The organism is Terasakiella pusilla DSM 6293, assembly GCF_000688235.1.
GTDB lineage: Bacteria > Pseudomonadota > Alphaproteobacteria > Rhodospirillales > Terasakiellaceae > Terasakiella > Terasakiella pusilla.
In genome coordinates, this window is the sequence record NZ_JHYO01000017.1 from 1 (window position 1) to 17,659 (window position 17,659).

Sequence of the window (17,659 nt, forward strand, 5' to 3'; positions counted from 1 at the left end):
CGTCAATCGCTTGCTTGCCCAGGAACACCATGTCCGGGCTTTCTTTTTCCACGATGCCTTTGAGGATTTTGGCAACTGCCAACGGCTCCAGCTCGTCATCGGTTTCAACCAAAATGCCACGGTCTGCACCCATCGCCAAAGCGGTACGGATGGTTTCCTGACATTTTTTCTCCCCCATAGAAACGACAACAACTTCCGTTGCTGTGCCCGCTTCTTTCAGGCGAATGGCTTCTTCAACAGCGATTTCGTCAAATGGGTTCATGGACATTTTGACGTTTGCCGTTTCAACTCCCGTGTTGTCCGGCTTTACGCGGACATTCACGTTGTAATCAATGACGCGCTTTACGGCGACGAGAACCTTCATGGAACTATCTTTCAAAATAAGGCGGAAAAACATTCATTTTCAAACCTTGTAACTTACAGCCTCTCTTGTGTCAATATGCAAAATTTAATTCCGTATAGTGGAATTTTAATTTTTGATCTGCTAGTCTGCCTACAGAACGAAATTAAGAAAAGAGAAGTACAATTATGAATGAAGATCTCGCGCAATTGATCACCCTGCTTGTCCCTCAGAAAATCAATGACGGCCTGTATGAAGCCACCAACGTCCCTTACAACAGACATCATATATTTGGCGGGCAGATTATCGCCCAGTCCGTCTCTGCCGCCATGCAGGAAAGCCATCAGGACATGCTCATTCATTCATGTCATGCCTATTTCCTACGCATGGGAAAACGCGATCAAAACGTACAGTTTAACGTGCAATTGATCAGGCAGGGCCGCAGCTTCGCCACACGCCGTGTCACGGCCCTACAAGACAACAAACCCATTTTCGAAACCCTGCTCTCCTTCCAGAAAGCACAGGAAGGACTGGCCTTTCAGAAGCCCATGCCTGACGTTACCCCGCCGGAAGAACTCGAAGATGAAATGCTCCGTTGGAACGCGCATCCAAAAGTGCGGGACATCCCCGACTTGTTGAGAACCTTCTTGCCTTTGGATGTTCGTCATTGCGGTCCGATGGATTGGTTTGAAAAAGAGCCAGCCTCCCCCAAAACCGGACTTTGGATTAAAACCAAAGATAAACTCCCCGATGATCCAAGCCTGCATAAGATCATCCTGTCTTATTTATCCGACCTGATGCTGTGTGCCGCCGCCCTGCGCCCCCATGGGCTGACGTTTCAATCGCCCAACCTGCATGGGGCCAGCTTGGATCACGGTCTTTGGTTCCATGACGAGTTTCGCGCCGATGAGTGGCTGTTCTATCAACAAGAAGGCCTTTGGTCCGGTGGGTCACGCGGCTTGAATCAGGGGACAATCTATACCCGTGATGGCCGACATATCGCCAGCACCATGCAAGAAGGCCTCATGCGCTACACCGGTGAGCTACCGGATCACACCAACAGAAGCTAAGAAAAGCACAAAACTAAATGAGACGATCACACCCAGAACACAATAAACCGTATTCCAATCGAAGGTTAAGTTCTTGGGTGTGCATCCCGTCACCGCCCCGACCATCACTGCTGATAAGGTAATGGGCGCGATGTTGAGGGCCAAGGCCCAGCCGCCCAACAAAGACAGGGCCAAGACATAAGACGAAATTTCAAAAACAGGGGTGGAGCTTAAGGTGGTCGCGATAAACGTCACCGTGATGAGCGGACCAATCCCTAAAATCGCAAAGAGCGGGATCGCACACATGGCCGCAAACGCCAGCAACATCCCCGTCAGTCCTGTATAGGACACAAAGGCCGCCAGCTGTTCCTGCTTCAAAAAGCTGGAGAGAATAACCCCGACCAGACTTGCCGCTGCAATCACCGCCACCTCGGAATGTAATCGACCCAGCCCTTCAGACAGATCATTTTTCAGGGTATTCAGAAAACTGCCCGCTTGGCGCTGTGTCATATAAAGCCAGACCAGCGCAAAGATCGGTGCACAGATCATGATGGCCAAGGGAAGTTGACCACTTAAAAACCGGCTCAGCACCGCGGCCATACAAAAGAGGATCACCACCAACAACATAAATTCAAATGCCGGTCGCCAACTTAATCCTGTTTCTAAAGGGAAAGAGGGACGGGAAGGTAAATTGCGGTGGGTTGCAAAATCCAACATCCATCCCACACCAAGCAAAATCATCGCCAGCGTAAAACTTAAAGGGACCAGCTTCGTCCAATTCAGCCCCGGAATACTCGCTAGAATCAAGGCGATTGTAATAGAAAAGGGCGAGGCCATCGGAATGGTAGAAAAACCGCGATGGAGCGCAAGGCTCATACGTTTGCGCCGTATATCCTGAACCCTTTGGTTCCCGCCCGCCGCTTCAAGGGTGTTGCCTTGGTTGATCATCTGTCCGACCAGATTGATGGTGCCGAAACTCAAAATTACGCCCATAACCACGCTGCCGTAAGACAACATCCCATAACGCACGGAAGGTTTTTGGTTAATCAGCAGATGGCTGACTTTATTGATGAGGGCAGAGTTTTTAGCCGCCACCCGCAAAAACACCATGGAGACAAGGAAACTTGCAAACATGGTTGCGCGCGCCAAGGCCTTCAAGACAATCTGCGTATCTTCTTTCCAGACAAGGGCGGCCACAATCGCCACCAAGGCCGCACCAATAAGAATGCGTCCTCCCCCATTTATGAACTTCCATTGCAGGATAAAAAAGCCACTTAAAAAGACCACACTGGCATAAAGCGACCCCTGCCAGCCCAGTAACTGAAAACCCAGTACAGTGGCGAGCAAGGAAAGACATAAAAGGGGGACAACAAATCTCATGGCATCACTTTTCGCATTGGTCCGCACTCATATCATGCAGTTTACGCTTCAGGATTTTCCCAGTGGAACTCGCAGGCAGAGCGTCCAAAATCGTGATTTGGCTCGGACGCTTATAAGCCGTCAGATGTTCCTTACAATAGGCGCGGATATCTTCAACACTAACATCAGCACCCGCATGAACCTGTACAAAGGCATGAACCTGTTCATTGCCGGGGACTTGCACGCCGATCACGGCTGACTGGGTAATGTAGGGATGGCGGTTGAGCGTGGCTTCCACCTCCGCCGGATAAACGTTAAAGCCCGATTGCACGATCATTTCTTTTGTCCGTCCGGCGATAATGATGTTGCCATCTTCATCCAGACGAGCAAGGTCTTGTGTGTTAAACCAGCCATCCGCCGTCAAAACCTTTTGGGTCTCCGCCTCATTTCGGAAATAGCCCTTCATGACGTTGGGTCCGCGCGCCCACAACTCACCTGTTTCGCCAGCCGCGACCTCATTGCCCGAGCCATCAATAATTTTAATCTCGACACCGGGGATGGGACGACCGACGGAGCAGTTTTTCAAACCTTCATTCAAGCGGGCTTGGGAGATCGTCGGGCTTGTTTCTGTTAAGCCATAACCATTATGAAGAGGCATCCCGAAGAAATGCTCTGTCTTTTCTTTGGTTTCCGGGTCAAGCGGCGCACCGCCTACGGAAATATAGCGTAATTTTAAATCCGCAAGGTCGAACTCATCGGACTTCAAGGCTTCAATCATCACGGAATACATCGGCGGCACGCCTTGGAAGACCGTCACATCCCAATCACGCAACGCGCTGAGACATTTACGCACTTCAAAACGTGGCTCCAGATAAATCGTTGCCCCGGCAAACAAGCCCCCCATACAGGTTGAGCACAATCCGAACGCATGAGAAATCGGCAACACCGCATAGACAACATCATCCGCCGACAAGCCGCGCATCGCACCGGAGACAGCCCCAATGAACGCCACGTTGCGGTGGGTCAACATGACGCCTTTTGGCTTGCCTGTCGTACCTGAGGTGTAGATCATGGCACAGACTTGTGCGCTGCCTTTTTCTTCCACCACCTCTGGCTCACCGACTGTGCGGGCTAACAGACTAAACGTGCCCAAGCTCAAAACATCCTGCGAAACTGCGCCCAGCTTGTCAGCATGATTGGTCGCTTCTGGTGAGACGGCAGTGAAGAAGAGAACCAGACGAGGATCACAATCGTCGATAATCGCTTGCAACTCCCCCGTCATCATACGGGCATTCACAAGGGCAGCCCACACATTCAATTCACTGGCCGCCAGTAAAAAAGCCACACCTGCGCGGCAGTTTTCCAACACCAACATAAGTCGATCGCCGGGCACCACGCCTTTGTCTTGCAGGTAGGATTTTGCTTCTTCAATCGCTTGTCCAAGTTCTGCATAGGTCCACGCGCCAGCGGCCTCAACAAGAGCAAGTTTATCAGGTGATGTGTTAATGTTATTTTTTACTTTATGACTTACTCTTTCTGGCAGAGCCTCGAAGATTTCTTGCGCTGTTTTCCCTGTTAAGATTTCATCACCAGCGATCATTTTTTCCTCACTTATTTTTCAAGATTTACCCACACCATAATCAAGCGGCATATTCTTGTAAATAGAATTTAATACCGCATATTAGAATTGAAATTCATTTTTTAGAATCAATTATTGAAAAATCCTGTGAACTCTGTTTGAATATATAACATTCTACATAGCAGAATTAATTTCCGCATACTGCAATTTCAGCTTTAAACAGAAAATCAATAAAAGGGAACCTTCACACATGTCGGCTGTTACATACGAACTTCTGGAAGATATCGGCATCATTACTGTCAACAATCCCCCGGTCAACGCCCTCTCGCACGCCGTGCGCGACGGCCTTCAAAAAGCCGTACAGACGGCCCAAACCGATGACAGCAAAGCTATACTGATCCTGTGTGAAGGCAAAACCTTTATTGCTGGCGCTGATATTTCAGAATTTGGACAGCCGCCCAAAGCCCCGTTGTTACCTGATGTGATGACCACAATTGAACAATCGCAAAAGCCTGTTGTTGCCGCCCTTCACGGGACAGCTTTGGGTGGCGGTTTTGAAATTGCCCTGTCCTGCCACTACCGCTGCGCCGTCCCCAGCGCCAAAGTGGGCCTGCCCGAAATTAAACTGGGCCTGCTGCCCGGTGCTGGCGGCACACAACGCGCGCCGCGTCTGGCAGGTGTCAAAAATGCTCTTGATCTGATGATTTCCGGCAACCCGATTGGGGCTAACACAGCAAAAGACTATGGCCTGATTGACCATGTCCTTGACGCAGCCGACTTAAAGCAATCCGCCCTGTCTTATGTAAAAGAACTGCTCGCAAATGGCAAAGGTCCGCGTATGACCAGCGCCCTGACTGTGGAGACAAGCGATTTAGAAGACACGTTCTTTGACGATTATAAAAAATCGATTGCCAAGAAAACCAAAAACCAAATCGCACATAATCATATCGTCGATTGCATCGAAGCCAGCATTAAACTGCCCTTCGAAGACGGGATGAAAAAGGAACGCGCCTGTTTTCTGGAATGTCGCACCTCTTCCCAATCAAAAGCCCTGCGCCATATCTTTTTTGCGGAACGCCAGGCGCGCAAAGTTGAGGCGATCCCCAAAGAAACACCGATCCGCGACATTCAACGTGTCGGCGTCATCGGCGGTGGCTTGATGGGCTGTGGCATTGCCATGAACTTTGCCAACGCCGGTATCCCCGTCACCTTGTTGGAAATTAACCAAGACGCATTGGATAAAGGTCTAAAGGGGCTGGAAAAGATTTATCAAGGTGCGGTTAAAAAAGGCAAATCCACCCAAGAAGCCGCGGACAAATGCCTCTCCCTCATCACAGGGACAACCCATTACGATGATTTCAGCGATGTTGATCTGGTGATCGAAGCCGTCTTTGAAAGTATGGATGTTAAAAAACAAGTCTTCGGCAAACTGGATGAGGTCTGTAAAGACGGGGCGATCCTTGCCTCCAACACATCCTACCTTGACATTAACGAGATTGCCCAAGCGACCAAACGCCCGCAAGATGTGATCGGCCTTCACTTTTTCAGCCCCGCCCACATCATGAAATTGCTGGAGATTGTGCAAGCCGACAAAACCGCCGATGACGTGGTTGCGACCTCCATGAAGATGGCTGCGCAGATTAAAAAAAATCCGGTTCTGGCGAAAGTTTGCTATGGCTTTATCGGCAATCGCATGCTGCGCCAATACCTGCGCGAAGTTCAGATTTGTCTGCTGGAAGGGGCGTTGCCCCAACAGATCGACAAAGCCATGATGGACTGGGGCATGGCAATGGGGCCGTTGATGGTTGCAGATATGGCTGGCCTCGACATCAGCTACAAAGCACGCCAAGAACTGACACTGGAACAAAAGGGCGATCCGCGCAGCTACCGCATCGCCGATGTGTTGGTTGAAGCTGGACGTTTGGGACAAAAAACCAACGCAGGCTATTACGCGTATGACCCGGAAACCCGTCAACGCACCGAAGATCCGGCCGTTGTTGAGATCATCGAACGCGTTGCGGCGGACCTAAATGTCAAACGCGCGCCTCTCAGTGATGACGAAATTCGCACCCGCCTTCTGCTCACCTTAATCAACGAAGGTTATAAAATTCTGGAAGAAGGGATTGCCCAACGCGCAAGCGATATCGATGTGGTCTACTGCTTCGGCTATGGCTTCCCAAGCTATCGCGGTGGCCCGATGTTCCAAGCTGAAGAAATGGGCTTGGACAAGGTTCTTGACCAGATCAACGCGTATAAAGAAACATTGGGCGCACAATATTGGACAGCCTCTTCCTTACTTGAAGACTTAGCTGCAAAAGCCAAGGAACAGGGAGCCGCCTAAGATGACAACACACACGACATCTATCGCCACCCCCTTAACGGAGATGTTCAATCTCCGCCTGCCCGTCATTGCGGGCGGGTTGATGTGGCTGTCCGATGCAAACTATGTCAGCGCCGCCGCGCGTGCTGGCATTCTTGGCTTCATTACCGCAGCAACCTTTCCCGATGATGATGACTTGCGCGCGGAAATTCGCAAATGCCGCGACATGAGTGAAGGCAACATCTTTGGCGTCAATGTCTCTATGCTGCCCAAACTTGTCCCCGGCGAAAAAACTGAAGATGTCTTTCGCCTTATTATTGAAGAAGGTGTCAAGGTCGTCGAAACATCAGGACGCAATCCCGAAGCCTATCTCCCCATGCTGAAAGAAGCAGGCGTCAAAGTTATTCATAAAGTCCCGGCGGTTAAATACGCCATCAAAGCCCAGTCCCTTGGTGTTGATGCGGTTTCCATCGTTGGCGCGGAATGTGGCGGGCATCCGGGCATGGATATGATCGGCAGCTTTGTCAATTCTGCCATGGCGCTTGAGCAGCTCGACATCCCGTTTATGATTGGCGGGGGTGTCGGTCACGGTGCCCAGATTGCCGCTGCCCTGACCATGGGCGCGGCCGGTGCGGTGATTGGTACCAAATTCCTTGTGGCCGAGGAAATCTGGGCCCACGAAGATTATAAACAACGCCTGATCGCCGCGAAAGAAACCGACACCGCCCTGATCATGTCCAGTATTAAAAATACAGTTCGTGCCTTGGCAAACGACACAACGGCAGAAGTCCAAACGATCGAGCGCACGGAAGACAATATCACCATCCAGCGCCTTTTGCCCCTGATCAGCGGACAAATCGGCAAGAAAGCCTATGAAACAGGTGATTGTTCCAAAGGGGTTCTCTCCGCAGGCCATTCACTCGCCTTCGTTCACGCCATTGCGCCGCTGAACGACATTGTCACGGAGTTAGAGACACAGGCCCTCCAAGCCATAGAACGTGCCGCCTCCCTTCATGCCACTTTAAAAATGAGCAAGGCTTCCTGACATGACGACTTCTCCTTACATTGATATTTCCGTCACCGACAAGGTCATGACCATCCGCATGAACCGACCGGAAAAAAAGAACGCCATCAACATAGATATGTACCACACCATGCGCGCGGCCCTCACCGATGCGGCTACCCGTGAGGATGTGCACGTCATTTTGCTCTGCGGACTGGAAGACAGCTTCACCGTGGGCAACGACCTTGCCGACTTCAACACCCGAAAAGATGGGGAACTTTCCCCGGGTGTTCAGTTCCTGCTCGCCCTGCATAAAGCTCAAAAGCCGATTATCGCTGCCGTCAGTGGCTATGCAGTCGGGATCGGCACGACCGTTCTGTTACATTGCGATCTTGCCTATGCGTCTGACACGGCGCGCTTTCGCATGCCGTTTATTAATCTCGGCATCTGCCCGGAAGCGGGATCAACACTCCTTCTCCCCAACATGTCCGGCCATACAAAAGCAGCCGAACTCTTTATGTTCGGGGACTTCTTTGATGCAGCAGAAGCAAAAGCCTGCAACATCATCAACGCCATTTCCGATAAGGGGGATGTGACCAGCTATGCCCATGAAAAGGCCGTCCTACTCGCCCAAAAACCCTTAAGCGCCCTGATCGAAACCAAACGCCTGATGAAGGCCACCCATCACCCCGCGACAGAAGACCGCATCCTCGACGAAATGGAAATTTTCGGCCGCCTTCTCAAAAGCGAAGACTCCCAAAACGCCCGTAAGGCCGCCCTCAAATAACGACAAGGCGAAACGAACAGAACAAGGCTCCCTCCCCCATCTGGAGAGGGAGCCTTTTTGTGAGCTGAGTTACCCCACAAGATCACGGATGCTCACATAGTCAATCTTGCCTGTCCCCAAGAGCGGGATTTTATCGACAGGGTGAATGACTTTGGGGACCATGAGCTCAGAGAGCCCCTGTTCTTTGGCATAAGCCAACAGGTCTGCGCGCTCAGCCGTTTGATGATCCGTGACAAGGACAAGTTGTTCGCCTTTTCTTGCATCCGGCACGGCAACAACCCCATGTTGGGCATCGGGCCAGACCTCGGCGGCGTGTGCTTCCACCGCACCAAGGGAGACCATCTCGCCTGCAATTTTGGCAAAGCGTTTGGCGCGCCCGCTGATTTTAAGAAAACCTTCTTCATCGATCTCCACAATATCGCCCGTATCGTACCAACCTTGATCCGGCGTTTCCAAGACACCGGGGTTGCTTTCTTTCATATAGCCCAGCATCACATTTGGCCCTTTGACGATCAGGCGCCCACCCCGCACAATCCCGTCCACAGGTTCCAGCTTATACTGAATCGCGGGCAGCAAGCGTCCGACCGTCTCCGCCTTAAAGTGCATGGGGGTGTTGGTTGCAATGACGGGGGCCGTTTCGGTTGCGCCATAGCCTTCAAGAATACGAATGCCGAATTTCTCCGACCAGATTTTGCGGGTTTCCTCCTGAACTTTTTCAGCGCCCGCAAACAAATAACGCACACTATAAAAATCATAAGGGTGAGCCACACGCCCATAGCCGCGCAAAAACGTATCGGTGCCAAACATGATGGTCGAATTGGTGTCATAGACCAGTTCCGGCACAATCCGGTAATGCAGGGGGGACGGATACATAAACGTCTTCACCCCCGACAGGATCGGCAACAACGTCCCACCCGTCAAGCCAAAGGAATGAAAGACAGGCAAAGCATTAAAGACCGTATCTTGCGGGTTAAAGTCCACCCGTGCGCCCAGCTGCAAACGGTTGGCTTGCAGATTTTTATGGCTCAGGACAACCGCCTTCGGTGCGCCTTCTGATCCTGAAGTAAAGAGGATCACAGCGGCCTGTTCGGCTTCGCCCACGACCCCTTTATAGGCAAGAGAGGGGAAGGTGCGCGCCATGAAGCCAGAGAGTTTATCCGCCAAGCTCACATCAGCTTTCACATCCTCCAGATAAATGATCTCCACATGCTCTGCCAATTGATCAACGGCTTCTTGCAGTTTTGCCATCTCGACAAATCGGCGCGAGGTCAAAACCTGCTGGATACAGGCTGTCTGACAGGCCGAGATCATATTTTTTGACCCGGCGGAAAAGTTCAACATCGCAGGCACGCGCTTGGCGGCTTGCAGGGCAAAAAACGTCACCACTGCCCCGTTGGAATTGGGCAACAGCACCCCGACGGGTGCGCCTGTGGCACAGCGTTTTTTCAAAACCTTGGCAAGCACGAAACTGCCAAGAACCAAGCGATCATAACTTAGGGGCGCACGCTCAATATCTTCTACGGCTTCGGCCTTTTTGCCAAAAATCTCGCGGGCCTCCAGTAAAGAGGAAAACAGGGTCTGATGACGATTGCAGGTCTCAAAGATCATGCCCGACATTTCATCATAAAGGGCAGCACCGACTTTTTGGCGACGCGCCCGGCCCATGACCTCTGCCGGCACATCAAAACGGCGCGGTTCTTGGATCGTGATGGTGATTTTCGGGAACCAACGCAGACGCAACTTACCCCGCAGCTTTGAGAAGATGGAGAATTGCGCCCCATCAATACGCACCGGCACAAGGTCCGCATCGGCCTTGTCCGCGATCATACCCGGCCCTTCATAGATCTTCATCAAGGCACCGGTCAGGGTGATACGTCCTTCGGGGAAGATGACGCACTGTTTGTCTTTTTTGACTTCATTGATCAGCGCTTTGGTCGCCATGGGATTGCGCGGATCCAAGGCAAAGGCATCGACAAACTTCAAAAACGGTTTCACCCACCATTTGGTCGCCATTTGGGTATTGATGGCAAACATCGGCTTGTTCGGCAAAAATGCCCCCAACAACACCCCGTCCAGAAAGGACACATGATTGACCACGATCACCGCGCGCTTACCGGCCTTTACCATATTCTCCAGCCCCTTGACCTCAACACGGTAAAGGGCTTTCAAGATTACGGCAAAACAGACACGTAAAAAGTCAAACGACAGCAGTTTACAGATATAAAGCGCCGCAATCACATTGCCGATCATCATCAACAAAAAGATACCACCAAGGCTGGCCCCCATAGCCAACATCCCCGTCACGACCCCGGCAGAAACCACCATAAACAAGGCATTCAGGATATTGTTTGCCGCAACCACACGCGCGCGTTTATCCTCGGCACTTCCCTGCTGCATGATGGCATACAGCGGGACAATATAAAGCCCACCACAGATCGCCAAAGCCAACAGGTCGGCAATAAGACGCACGTTTTCAAGTTGACTGACAAAGCTTATTAGCCCGGCGTTTTGCACCGCGGGTACATACCCTTCACACGCGAGATAGAGATCAAAAGAAAACACGGCCATCCCGATGGCAGCGAAAGGCACATATTTTGCCGATACTTGCCCAGCCAGCAGACGGTTACACAGCACCGACCCCAGCGCAATCCCAAGGGAAAAGAGGGTTAAAAACAACGTGACGATCGCTTCGTCCCCCGCAAGCACATCTTTTGCCAAGGTCGGGAACTGGGACAGATACGTCGCCCCCACCAGCCAAAACCATGAAATCCCCAGGATTGATAAAAACACCGGACGGTTTTTAGACACATCCGAGACAATCCGAAATGTTTCGCTGACAAAATTGGGGTTAATTTTAAGCGATGGATCACTGATCCCCGCCTTTGGAATCGATAAGCTAAAGGCAAACCCCAAGATCGCGCAAACCATCAACAAAACGGACACCACAGTCACGCCTTGGCCTGACATCATCAACACCCCGGCGGCAAGACTGCCGGACAGGATCGCGATAAAGGTTGCCGCTTCGATCAAACCATTACCGCCAACCAGTTCTTTCTCCCCTAAATGGGCGGGGAGAATCGCGTATTTTAGGGGGCCGAAAAAGGCTGATTGCGTCCCCATCAAAAATAAGGTCGCCAACAAAAAGGACGTGTGAGCCGACACAAGAGCCGCCGTACCCAGCGCCATAATCGCAATTTCCGCCAACTTACAGAACTTGATCAAACGTGCCTTTTCGAACTTGTCCGCCACTTGTCCCGCAAGGGCAGAAAACAGAAAGAACGGCAGAATAAACAGGCCTGCTGCCAGTGTAATCAGGATTTGACTCTCGCTGCCCACGTCACCCATCAATCGAAACGAGATCAACAGGACCAGTGCGTTTTTAAACAGATTGTCATTAAACGCCCCGAAAAACTGGGCCACAAACAACGGCAGAAAACGGCGGGTTTTTAACAGGTGTCGCAGATTATTTTGCATAATTCCTACTCCAATCATCGCCCTATTGGGCAGGGGCGCCAAGGCGGGCAAGGGTCGCATCTTCAAACGCACTGACGAATGCGGACAAGCCGTCCTGTATGCGATCAATTAGGTTTGCAAGACTTGAAACAATCGTGGCGCCTAAGCTCAGGTCATAGACGCAGACCAAAGCCAACAGAACGCAGGCCATCTTTAAGACCCGCTTGCGATTTTGAATAAAACAGTGCTTTTGCATTTCACCCTCCTTTGGGAAGCCATCTTGCCTTCAGATTTAAATGAACAATGATCAATTGTCAATGAACATCGTTCATTTAATCCCCCCCCTCATGAAAAAGAAAACATCTGGACAAATGAACATTATTCAATTACCTTTTATTGAACATCGTTCATTTCTTCACCAAATCACTTGGAAATGACATACTCTTCTGGAAAACAACGATTTTGTTTTTCACGCCACTGTAAATTCGCTATTTTCCCCAAGAGGAAAAAAATGAGTACAATCAAATCAACAGCCCCCCGACAGCCTGCACGCCCCATCCGGATCATCGCCACCGGCAGCTTTGTTCCTGCCCACTGCGTCACATCCCAGCAGATTGATCAGCGCACAGGACAGGCTTTCGGCACCACCCAACAGATCACAGGCATTCAGCAACGCTATTTTGCCGGGGAGGAAACCTCCTCCCAAATGGCGGCGAAGGCGGCGATAGAGGCCCTCAAGCGCGCAGATTTAAAGGCGTGCGATCTTGATTTGATTGTCTCGGCTTGCGCGATCATGGAACAACCGATCCCGACCCAAAGCGTCCTGATCCAACAGCATTTAGGATTGGCAGGAACGGGGACGGCAACCCTTGACCTCAACGCGACCTGCCTCAGCTTTTTATCCGCGTTTGATACCGTATCCTATCTGGTTGCCAGCGGCAGATACCAACGCGCGCTTATTGTCTCCAGCGAAATCCCCTCACGGGGGTTGGATTGGAATACGCCCGAAATTTGCGGTAATTTTGGCGATGGGGCCGCAGCGGTGATTATCGAACAAGCGGGCGAGACAACGTCCGCCATCTTAGGCGCGCACTTTGAAACCTATTGCGAAGGCGCACAGCTCAACGAACTGCAATCGGGCGGGACAGGACGCGATATCCATAAAGATCTGAGCCATTTTTTAGACGGGGCCGTGTTTAAGATGAACGGTCCCGCCTCCTATAAACTGGCGACCAAGCTCTATCCCAAATTCCTGAAAAAATCTCTCACGCTGTGTGGATGTGACTTAAACGGTCTTGATCTGGTCATCCCCCATCAAGCCAGCGTGGAAGCTTTGGATCGTCTGGTCCGGCTCACCCGCGCAGCCCCTGAGAAAGTCGTTAATATCATCAAAGACTATGGCAACCAAATCTCTGTTTCCATCCCCATGGCCTTACATCATGCGATTATATCAGGCAAACTGCATCGGGGAGACACAGCCCTTTTAACCGGCACCGCGGCGGGATTAAGCCTGGGGGCTATGGTGGTGAGGTACTGATGAAAAAAGCATTGATCACAGGGGCAACCGGATGTGTGGGCCGCCATCTTTGTGACCACCTGATCAAACACGGCCACCAAGTCACAGGGACCGGGCGCAACGCTGCGATTGGCCGGAAGCTCCAAGACTTGGGCGTGACCTTCCTTGAGGGGGATTTAACCACGCTGGACCTTGATCCCCTCTTTAAAGACCAGCCTGACATCGTCTTTCATTCTGCCGCCTTTTCCTCTGCATGGGGTAGACGGGAAGACTTTTTTAAAATCAATGTCAGCGCCACAAAACGCCTGTTTGATGCCGCCAGCCGCCACAAGGTCAAACGCTTCGTCTTCCTGTCCAGCCCCTCGATTTATTTTAACTTCACCGACCGCTACAATCTGCGCGAAGATGCACCCTTGCCCGCAACCCCGGTCAATGCCTATGCCGAAAGTAAGATCGCGGCGGAAAACATGCTCCTGACCTCACCCTTTAACGGGACACAACGGATCATCCTGCGCCCGCGCGGTATCCTCGGGCCTTACGATTCTGCGCTTGCGCCGCGCTTGGCCCAAGCCGTCCAAAATGGCCCCTTGCCCAGATTGCGCGGCGGGCAAGCCTTGGTTGACTATACCTGCGTTCAAAACCTCGTTCACGCTCTCCACCTCTGCGCGGCACATACAGGCGATTTGGATGGGCATATCTTCAATATCAGCAATGATGCGCCTGTGACCGTCCAAACGCTTTTGCAAAAATCCTTGAACGCCCTTGACCTCAAGGCTACATGGCTGCCCGTACCCGTTTGGCTTGCCCGCGCCCTTGCCCGCTTTGGGGAAGCCCGCGCAAGACGTGATCCGGCGTTTAAAGAACCCCGCATCACCGAATATGCCATTGGCTTGCTGGCCTATGGACAAACCCTTGATATTACAGCAGCAAAAGACGTCCTCGGCTATCGGCCCGTTGTCACCCTAGATGAAGGGTTAGCCAGCCTCAAAGACTGGTGGAGGACGCGACATGACGACTAAAATCACCATCAAATCATCGGGCAGTTGCAGCAGCTACGCCAAACTTGCCGCTAAAACCCAAAAGCTGGAAAAGGTCCATTTCCCCGCCCACTTTGGTGTGATCCAACAGCCGGAAAAAACCATGCTGTTTGACACAGGGTACGCCCCACGCGTGGATGATATTTTCCAAAGCTTCCCTTATCAGCTCTACAAACTTTTGCTGCCCACACACATTGAGGAAAGCGGATCAGTTAAAGCCTACCTCCAAAGCCAAGGCATCGGGGGGGAGGCGGTCGAGCTGATCCTGATCTCCCACTTTCATCCCGATCATATCGGTGGGTTAAAAGACTTTCCAACCGCGCAATTTCTCTGTGCCAAAGAAGCATGGGACTTTGTGAAAGATCGCCGCGGCCTGCGCGCCCTTTCCCAAGGCTTCCTGCCGCAACTGATCCCTGACGATTTTGAAAACCGCCTGTCGTTTATTGAAGATTTACCCGCAGGCTCTCCCCTCGGTCCTTTTACTCACACTCGCCAGCTTGATTGGCGAGGCACAGCCTATACCCTTGTGCCCTTGCCCGGACATATCCCGGGGCAATATGGCTTGTTTGTGGAAGAAACAGGCGAGCGTCCGGTCTTTTTTATCTCCGACTCCCTATGGGATATTTCTGCATTGGAAACGTTAGACCTGCCTAATTTCATCGGCATGCATGTCCAGCATAACAACAAAGAGTATATCGCGACGATCCACAAGCTGCATGCCCTAAAGCAGGCCCGCCCAGAGATCCGCTTTATCGCCACCCATGACCGGACGTTAGATCATGCGCGATAAACTGAGCATTTTGGGCCATTACCTCAAAGCAAAATATCTGCGGAGATTCCCCGATCGTGCAGCATTAGAAGCACACCAGCGCCGCCAACTCGCGCGCTTTAAAACAGAGGTTCTCCAGCATTTGCCGTTTTTTGCGGACCTGTGGGAGAAAGACCTGTCCAGCTTTCCCCTCACCGACAAAGCCATCGTGCAACAAAACTTTGCGGGCCTCAACAGCCTTGCCCTGCCCTATGATGTGGGCCTCCCCTTAGCCATGAGGCGCGAAAAAGTAGACGGCATCACCGTTGGCCTATCATCCGGCACTAGCGGGCGGCGGGGGGTATTTTTGGTCAGTGAGGAGGAACGCCATTTCTGGCTTGGCGTCATGCTGGCAAAAGCCTTGCCCGGTCCCTTATGGCAAAAACATCGCGTGGTGCTGGCCCTGTCGGCTAACAGCGACCTGTACACCACGGCAAACAAAAACAGCCGGATGCGCTTTCACTTCCTCGACCTCAAGGCCGCTTATCAAGATCATCTGGATACCCTAACGCACGTTCAGCCCACCATCCTGATCGCCCCGGCGCAGTTTCTAAAAAAGCTTGCCCAGAGTGTACAGGCGGGTGACTTGCAGATTAATCCAGCCCGTATTTTCTCGGTCGGCGAAGTCTTAAGCGACGAAGATCGCACCTTTATTGGCGATCAGTTTCACCAGCCCATCCACCAGATTTATCAATGTACGGAAGGCTTTTTGGGGATCACCTGCGCCCATGGCACGCTGCACCTGAATGAAGAATATGTTCATGTGGAGAAAGAATGGCTGGATGAAGATAAAACCCACTTCAACCCAATCATTACTGACTTTTCCCGCACAACCCAAGCCATCGTGCGCTATCGCCTGAATGACATCTTGAAGATTAGGCAAACGCCATGCGCCTGTGGCTCCCCCCTCTTGGCGATTGAGAAAGTTGAGGGGCGATGCGATGATATTTTAAAGCTACCTCACACCGATCAAACAACATCAGTGGATTTCTACCCCGACGATATCCGCGCGCTTATCTTGGATGCTGACCCAAGTATTCGTGATTTTCGCGTCCATCAATCCGACGTGGATCAGCTACGTCTCAGGATCGATAGCCCAAGCCCAGCCGCAAAGAACAAGGTCGCACACGCACTCCTTCACGCGACCCGCACCCGCAAGGCCCAGCCCCCGACACTCACATTTGATGATTGGCCCCCCGCGGTTGATCTGTCCCAAAAACTGCGACGCATCGTGCGGGATTGTTAGGATGAAAAAACGTCTCCTGATCACCGGCTTGCGCGCCCCTGTTGCCCTTGACCTTGCCCGCCAATTCAACCAATCCGGCTGGCAGGTCATCGCTGCTGATAGCCAGCATCTGCCCATCGGCAGATTAAGCAATGCCCTTCAGTCCTATCACCGCCTACCCGCCGCTGCCGCGGATCATCATGCCTATGCGGATGCGGTGGCAGACCTGATCCAGCGTGAACGGATTGACGTACTCCTGCCCACTTGCGAAGAAGCCTTTTTCATCGCCCGCCATAAAGACAAGCTGTCGGAACTGTGTGAAGTGCTGACATCGGATTGGCAGACCATGCAGTTCCTGCATGATAAAGGTAATGTGACGGAAATCGTAAAAGGCACCGACCTATCCGCCCCCGAAACTCAGCGCGTCACCAACGTAGAAGAAGCACGGGCTGACCATCAAAAACACGCAAGCCACATTGTCCTTAAAAAGAGCTTCTCGCGCTTTGCCAGAGGGGTGCTGATCAAGCCCACAACCGACGCCCTTACCCGCCTAAACTATGATGAGAACTGGATTAGCCAGCAATTTATCACAGGGCAGGAATATTGCGTTTACGGTTTTGCCCTAAACGGGGAGCTTAAGGCGTTTTGCGCCTATCGCCCGACCTTTCGGCTCGGGACCGCCTCAAGTTATTATTTTGAAAATGTGGCAGACCCGATTTTGCAAAAGTTCGCTCAAGATGTATGCCGCAAGCATCACATCCACGGTCAAATCTCCTTCGATATCATCAAGACCGAAGATCACCAGTATTACCTGCTGGAATGTAACCCGCGCGCGACCAGTGCGGTGCATTTGTTCCCCACAACAGCATCCCTGCCACAGGTGTTCAACGACGATCAGATAGGGATCATCACTCCTCCCCCCCACCACAAAACCATGCTCGCCTTGGCGATGGTTCTGCTCGGTCTGCCCCGTGCCTTAAAAAGGCGCGAACTTAGCCGTTGGTGGCGGGCATGGTGTGCCGCGAAAGACGCCCTTTTCAGCCCGCAAGACCTCGGCCCGACCTTAGGGCAGTTCCTCGCCTTGGGGGAAGGATTATATCTTGCCGCAATACATCGCTGCGATCCCGTCACCGCCACCACCTTTGATACGGAATGGAATGGCGAGCCCTTGGAGTAAGCAGCC

Annotated in this window: 14 protein-coding genes; 9 read left to right on the forward strand and 5 right to left on the reverse strand. The window is 52.0% G+C overall.

Annotation, left to right across the window (positions count from 1 at the left end; all coding sequences use genetic code 11):
- Nucleotides 1-364: electron transfer flavoprotein subunit beta/FixA family protein (locus tag Q397_RS0112345; protein WP_028879685.1), on the reverse strand; the 364-nt coding region annotated here is incomplete at its 3' end.
- Nucleotides 365-528: 164 nt separating this feature from the next.
- Here Q397_RS0112345 and Q397_RS0112350 point away from each other — a divergent pair.
- Nucleotides 529-1,410: an acyl-CoA thioesterase gene (locus Q397_RS0112350; RefSeq protein ID WP_028879686.1), complete on the forward strand. Its 882-nt coding sequence runs from the start codon at nt 529-531 to the stop codon at nt 1,408-1,410.
- Here Q397_RS0112350 and Q397_RS0112355 read toward each other — a convergent pair.
- Nucleotides 1,384-2,769 carry a hypothetical protein gene (locus Q397_RS0112355; RefSeq protein WP_028879687.1) on the reverse strand — a complete coding sequence of 462 codons (1,386 nt, stop codon included), beginning with the start codon at nt 2,767-2,769 and terminating at the stop codon, nt 1,384-1,386. The genes Q397_RS0112350 and Q397_RS0112355 overlap by 27 nt on opposite strands.
- A gap of 4 nt (nt 2,770-2,773) precedes the next feature.
- On the reverse strand, nt 2,774-4,348 hold the full coding sequence (locus Q397_RS0112360) for a class I adenylate-forming enzyme family protein (RefSeq protein WP_038013807.1): 1,575 nt from the start codon (nt 4,346-4,348) through the stop codon (nt 2,774-2,776).
- Nucleotides 4,349-4,577: 229 nt separating this feature from the next.
- Here Q397_RS0112360 and Q397_RS0112365 point away from each other — a divergent pair, with 229 nt between their 5' ends.
- Genes Q397_RS0112365 through Q397_RS0112375 form a run of 3 tightly spaced genes read left to right on the forward strand, consistent with a single transcriptional unit; the run spans nt 4,578 to nt 8,437 of the window.
- Entirely contained in the window at nt 4,578-6,668 is a 2,091-nt protein-coding gene (locus tag Q397_RS0112365; protein ID WP_028879689.1) for a 3-hydroxyacyl-CoA dehydrogenase NAD-binding domain-containing protein, read from the forward strand.
- Between the two features lies 1 nt (nt 6,669).
- Entirely contained in the window at nt 6,670-7,692 is a 1,023-nt protein-coding gene (locus Q397_RS22345; protein WP_038013811.1) for an NAD(P)H-dependent flavin oxidoreductase, read from the forward strand.
- 1 nt (nt 7,693) lies between these two features.
- Nucleotides 7,694-8,437 (forward strand): enoyl-CoA hydratase, encoded by a 744-nt coding sequence (locus Q397_RS0112375; RefSeq protein WP_038013812.1) that lies wholly within the window; start codon nt 7,694-7,696, stop codon nt 8,435-8,437.
- Between the two features lie 69 nt (nt 8,438-8,506).
- Here Q397_RS0112375 and Q397_RS0112380 read toward each other — a convergent pair whose 3' ends face one another.
- Nucleotides 8,507-11,911, reverse strand: a complete 3,405-nt coding sequence (locus Q397_RS0112380) for an acyl-[ACP]--phospholipid O-acyltransferase (RefSeq protein ID WP_028879691.1) — start codon at nt 11,909-11,911, stop codon at nt 8,507-8,509.
- 22 nt (nt 11,912-11,933) lie between these two features.
- A complete protein-coding gene (locus tag Q397_RS0112385; RefSeq protein WP_028879692.1) occupies nt 11,934-12,146 on the reverse strand; it encodes a hypothetical protein in 213 nt (70 codons plus the stop codon).
- 255 nt (nt 12,147-12,401) lie between these two features.
- On the opposite strand from Q397_RS0112385, the gene Q397_RS0112390 reads away from it, so the two are divergent.
- From Q397_RS0112390 to Q397_RS0112410, 5 genes are read left to right on the forward strand one after another with little or no spacing between them, the layout of a single operon-like run.
- Nucleotides 12,402-13,427, forward strand: coding sequence for a 3-oxoacyl-ACP synthase (locus Q397_RS0112390; protein ID WP_038013814.1), 1,026 nt, complete (start codon nt 12,402-12,404; stop codon nt 13,425-13,427).
- Nucleotides 13,427-14,425, forward strand: coding sequence for an NAD-dependent epimerase/dehydratase family protein (locus tag Q397_RS0112395; protein ID WP_051609974.1), 999 nt, complete (start codon nt 13,427-13,429; stop codon nt 14,423-14,425). Before Q397_RS0112390 ends, Q397_RS0112395 begins: the two co-directional genes overlap by 1 nt.
- Nucleotides 14,415-15,233 (forward strand): MBL fold metallo-hydrolase, encoded by an 819-nt coding sequence (locus Q397_RS22350; protein ID WP_051609975.1) that lies wholly within the window; start codon nt 14,415-14,417, stop codon nt 15,231-15,233. The genes Q397_RS0112395 and Q397_RS22350 overlap by 11 nt, the downstream gene beginning before the upstream one ends.
- A complete protein-coding gene (locus tag Q397_RS0112405) occupies nt 15,223-16,497 on the forward strand; it encodes a F390 synthetase-related protein (RefSeq protein ID WP_028879695.1) in 1,275 nt (424 codons plus the stop codon). The genes Q397_RS22350 and Q397_RS0112405 overlap by 11 nt, the downstream gene beginning before the upstream one ends.
- Before the next feature lies 1 nt (nt 16,498).
- Nucleotides 16,499-17,653, forward strand: coding sequence for an ATP-grasp domain-containing protein (locus tag Q397_RS0112410; protein WP_028879696.1), 1,155 nt, complete (start codon nt 16,499-16,501; stop codon nt 17,651-17,653).
- The last annotated feature ends 6 nt before the right edge of the window (nt 17,654-17,659 follow it).

Excerpts from the sequence above, each read along its gene's own strand:
- Q397_RS0112380 (WP_028879691.1), bottom strand. The coding sequence starts at position 11,911 with ATGCAAAATAATCTGCGACACCTGTTAAAAACCCGCCGTTTTCTGCCG.
- Q397_RS0112405 (WP_028879695.1), top strand. The coding sequence starts at position 15,223 with ATGCGCGATAAACTGAGCATTTTGGGCCATTACCTCAAAGCAAAATAT.
- Q397_RS0112350 (WP_028879686.1), top strand. The coding sequence starts at position 529 with ATGAATGAAGATCTCGCGCAATTGATCACCCTGCTTGTCCCTCAGAAA.
- Q397_RS0112410 (WP_028879696.1), top strand. The coding sequence starts at position 16,499 with ATGAAAAAACGTCTCCTGATCACCGGCTTGCGCGCCCCTGTTGCCCTT.
- Q397_RS22345 (WP_038013811.1), top strand. The coding sequence starts at position 6,670 with ATGACAACACACACGACATCTATCGCCACCCCCTTAACGGAGATGTTC.
- Q397_RS0112385 (WP_028879692.1), bottom strand. The coding sequence starts at position 12,146 with ATGCAAAAGCACTGTTTTATTCAAAATCGCAAGCGGGTCTTAAAGATG.
- Q397_RS0112360 (WP_038013807.1), bottom strand. The coding sequence starts at position 4,348 with ATGATCGCTGGTGATGAAATCTTAACAGGGAAAACAGCGCAAGAAATC.
- Q397_RS0112365 (WP_028879689.1), top strand. The coding sequence starts at position 4,578 with ATGTCGGCTGTTACATACGAACTTCTGGAAGATATCGGCATCATTACT.
- Q397_RS0112355 (WP_028879687.1), bottom strand. The coding sequence starts at position 2,769 with ATGAGATTTGTTGTCCCCCTTTTATGTCTTTCCTTGCTCGCCACTGTA.
- Q397_RS22350 (WP_051609975.1), top strand. The coding sequence starts at position 14,415 with ATGACGACTAAAATCACCATCAAATCATCGGGCAGTTGCAGCAGCTAC.
- Q397_RS0112390 (WP_038013814.1), top strand. The coding sequence starts at position 12,402 with ATGAGTACAATCAAATCAACAGCCCCCCGACAGCCTGCACGCCCCATC.
- Q397_RS0112375 (WP_038013812.1), top strand. The coding sequence starts at position 7,694 with ATGACGACTTCTCCTTACATTGATATTTCCGTCACCGACAAGGTCATG.
- Q397_RS0112395 (WP_051609974.1), top strand. The coding sequence starts at position 13,427 with ATGAAAAAAGCATTGATCACAGGGGCAACCGGATGTGTGGGCCGCCAT.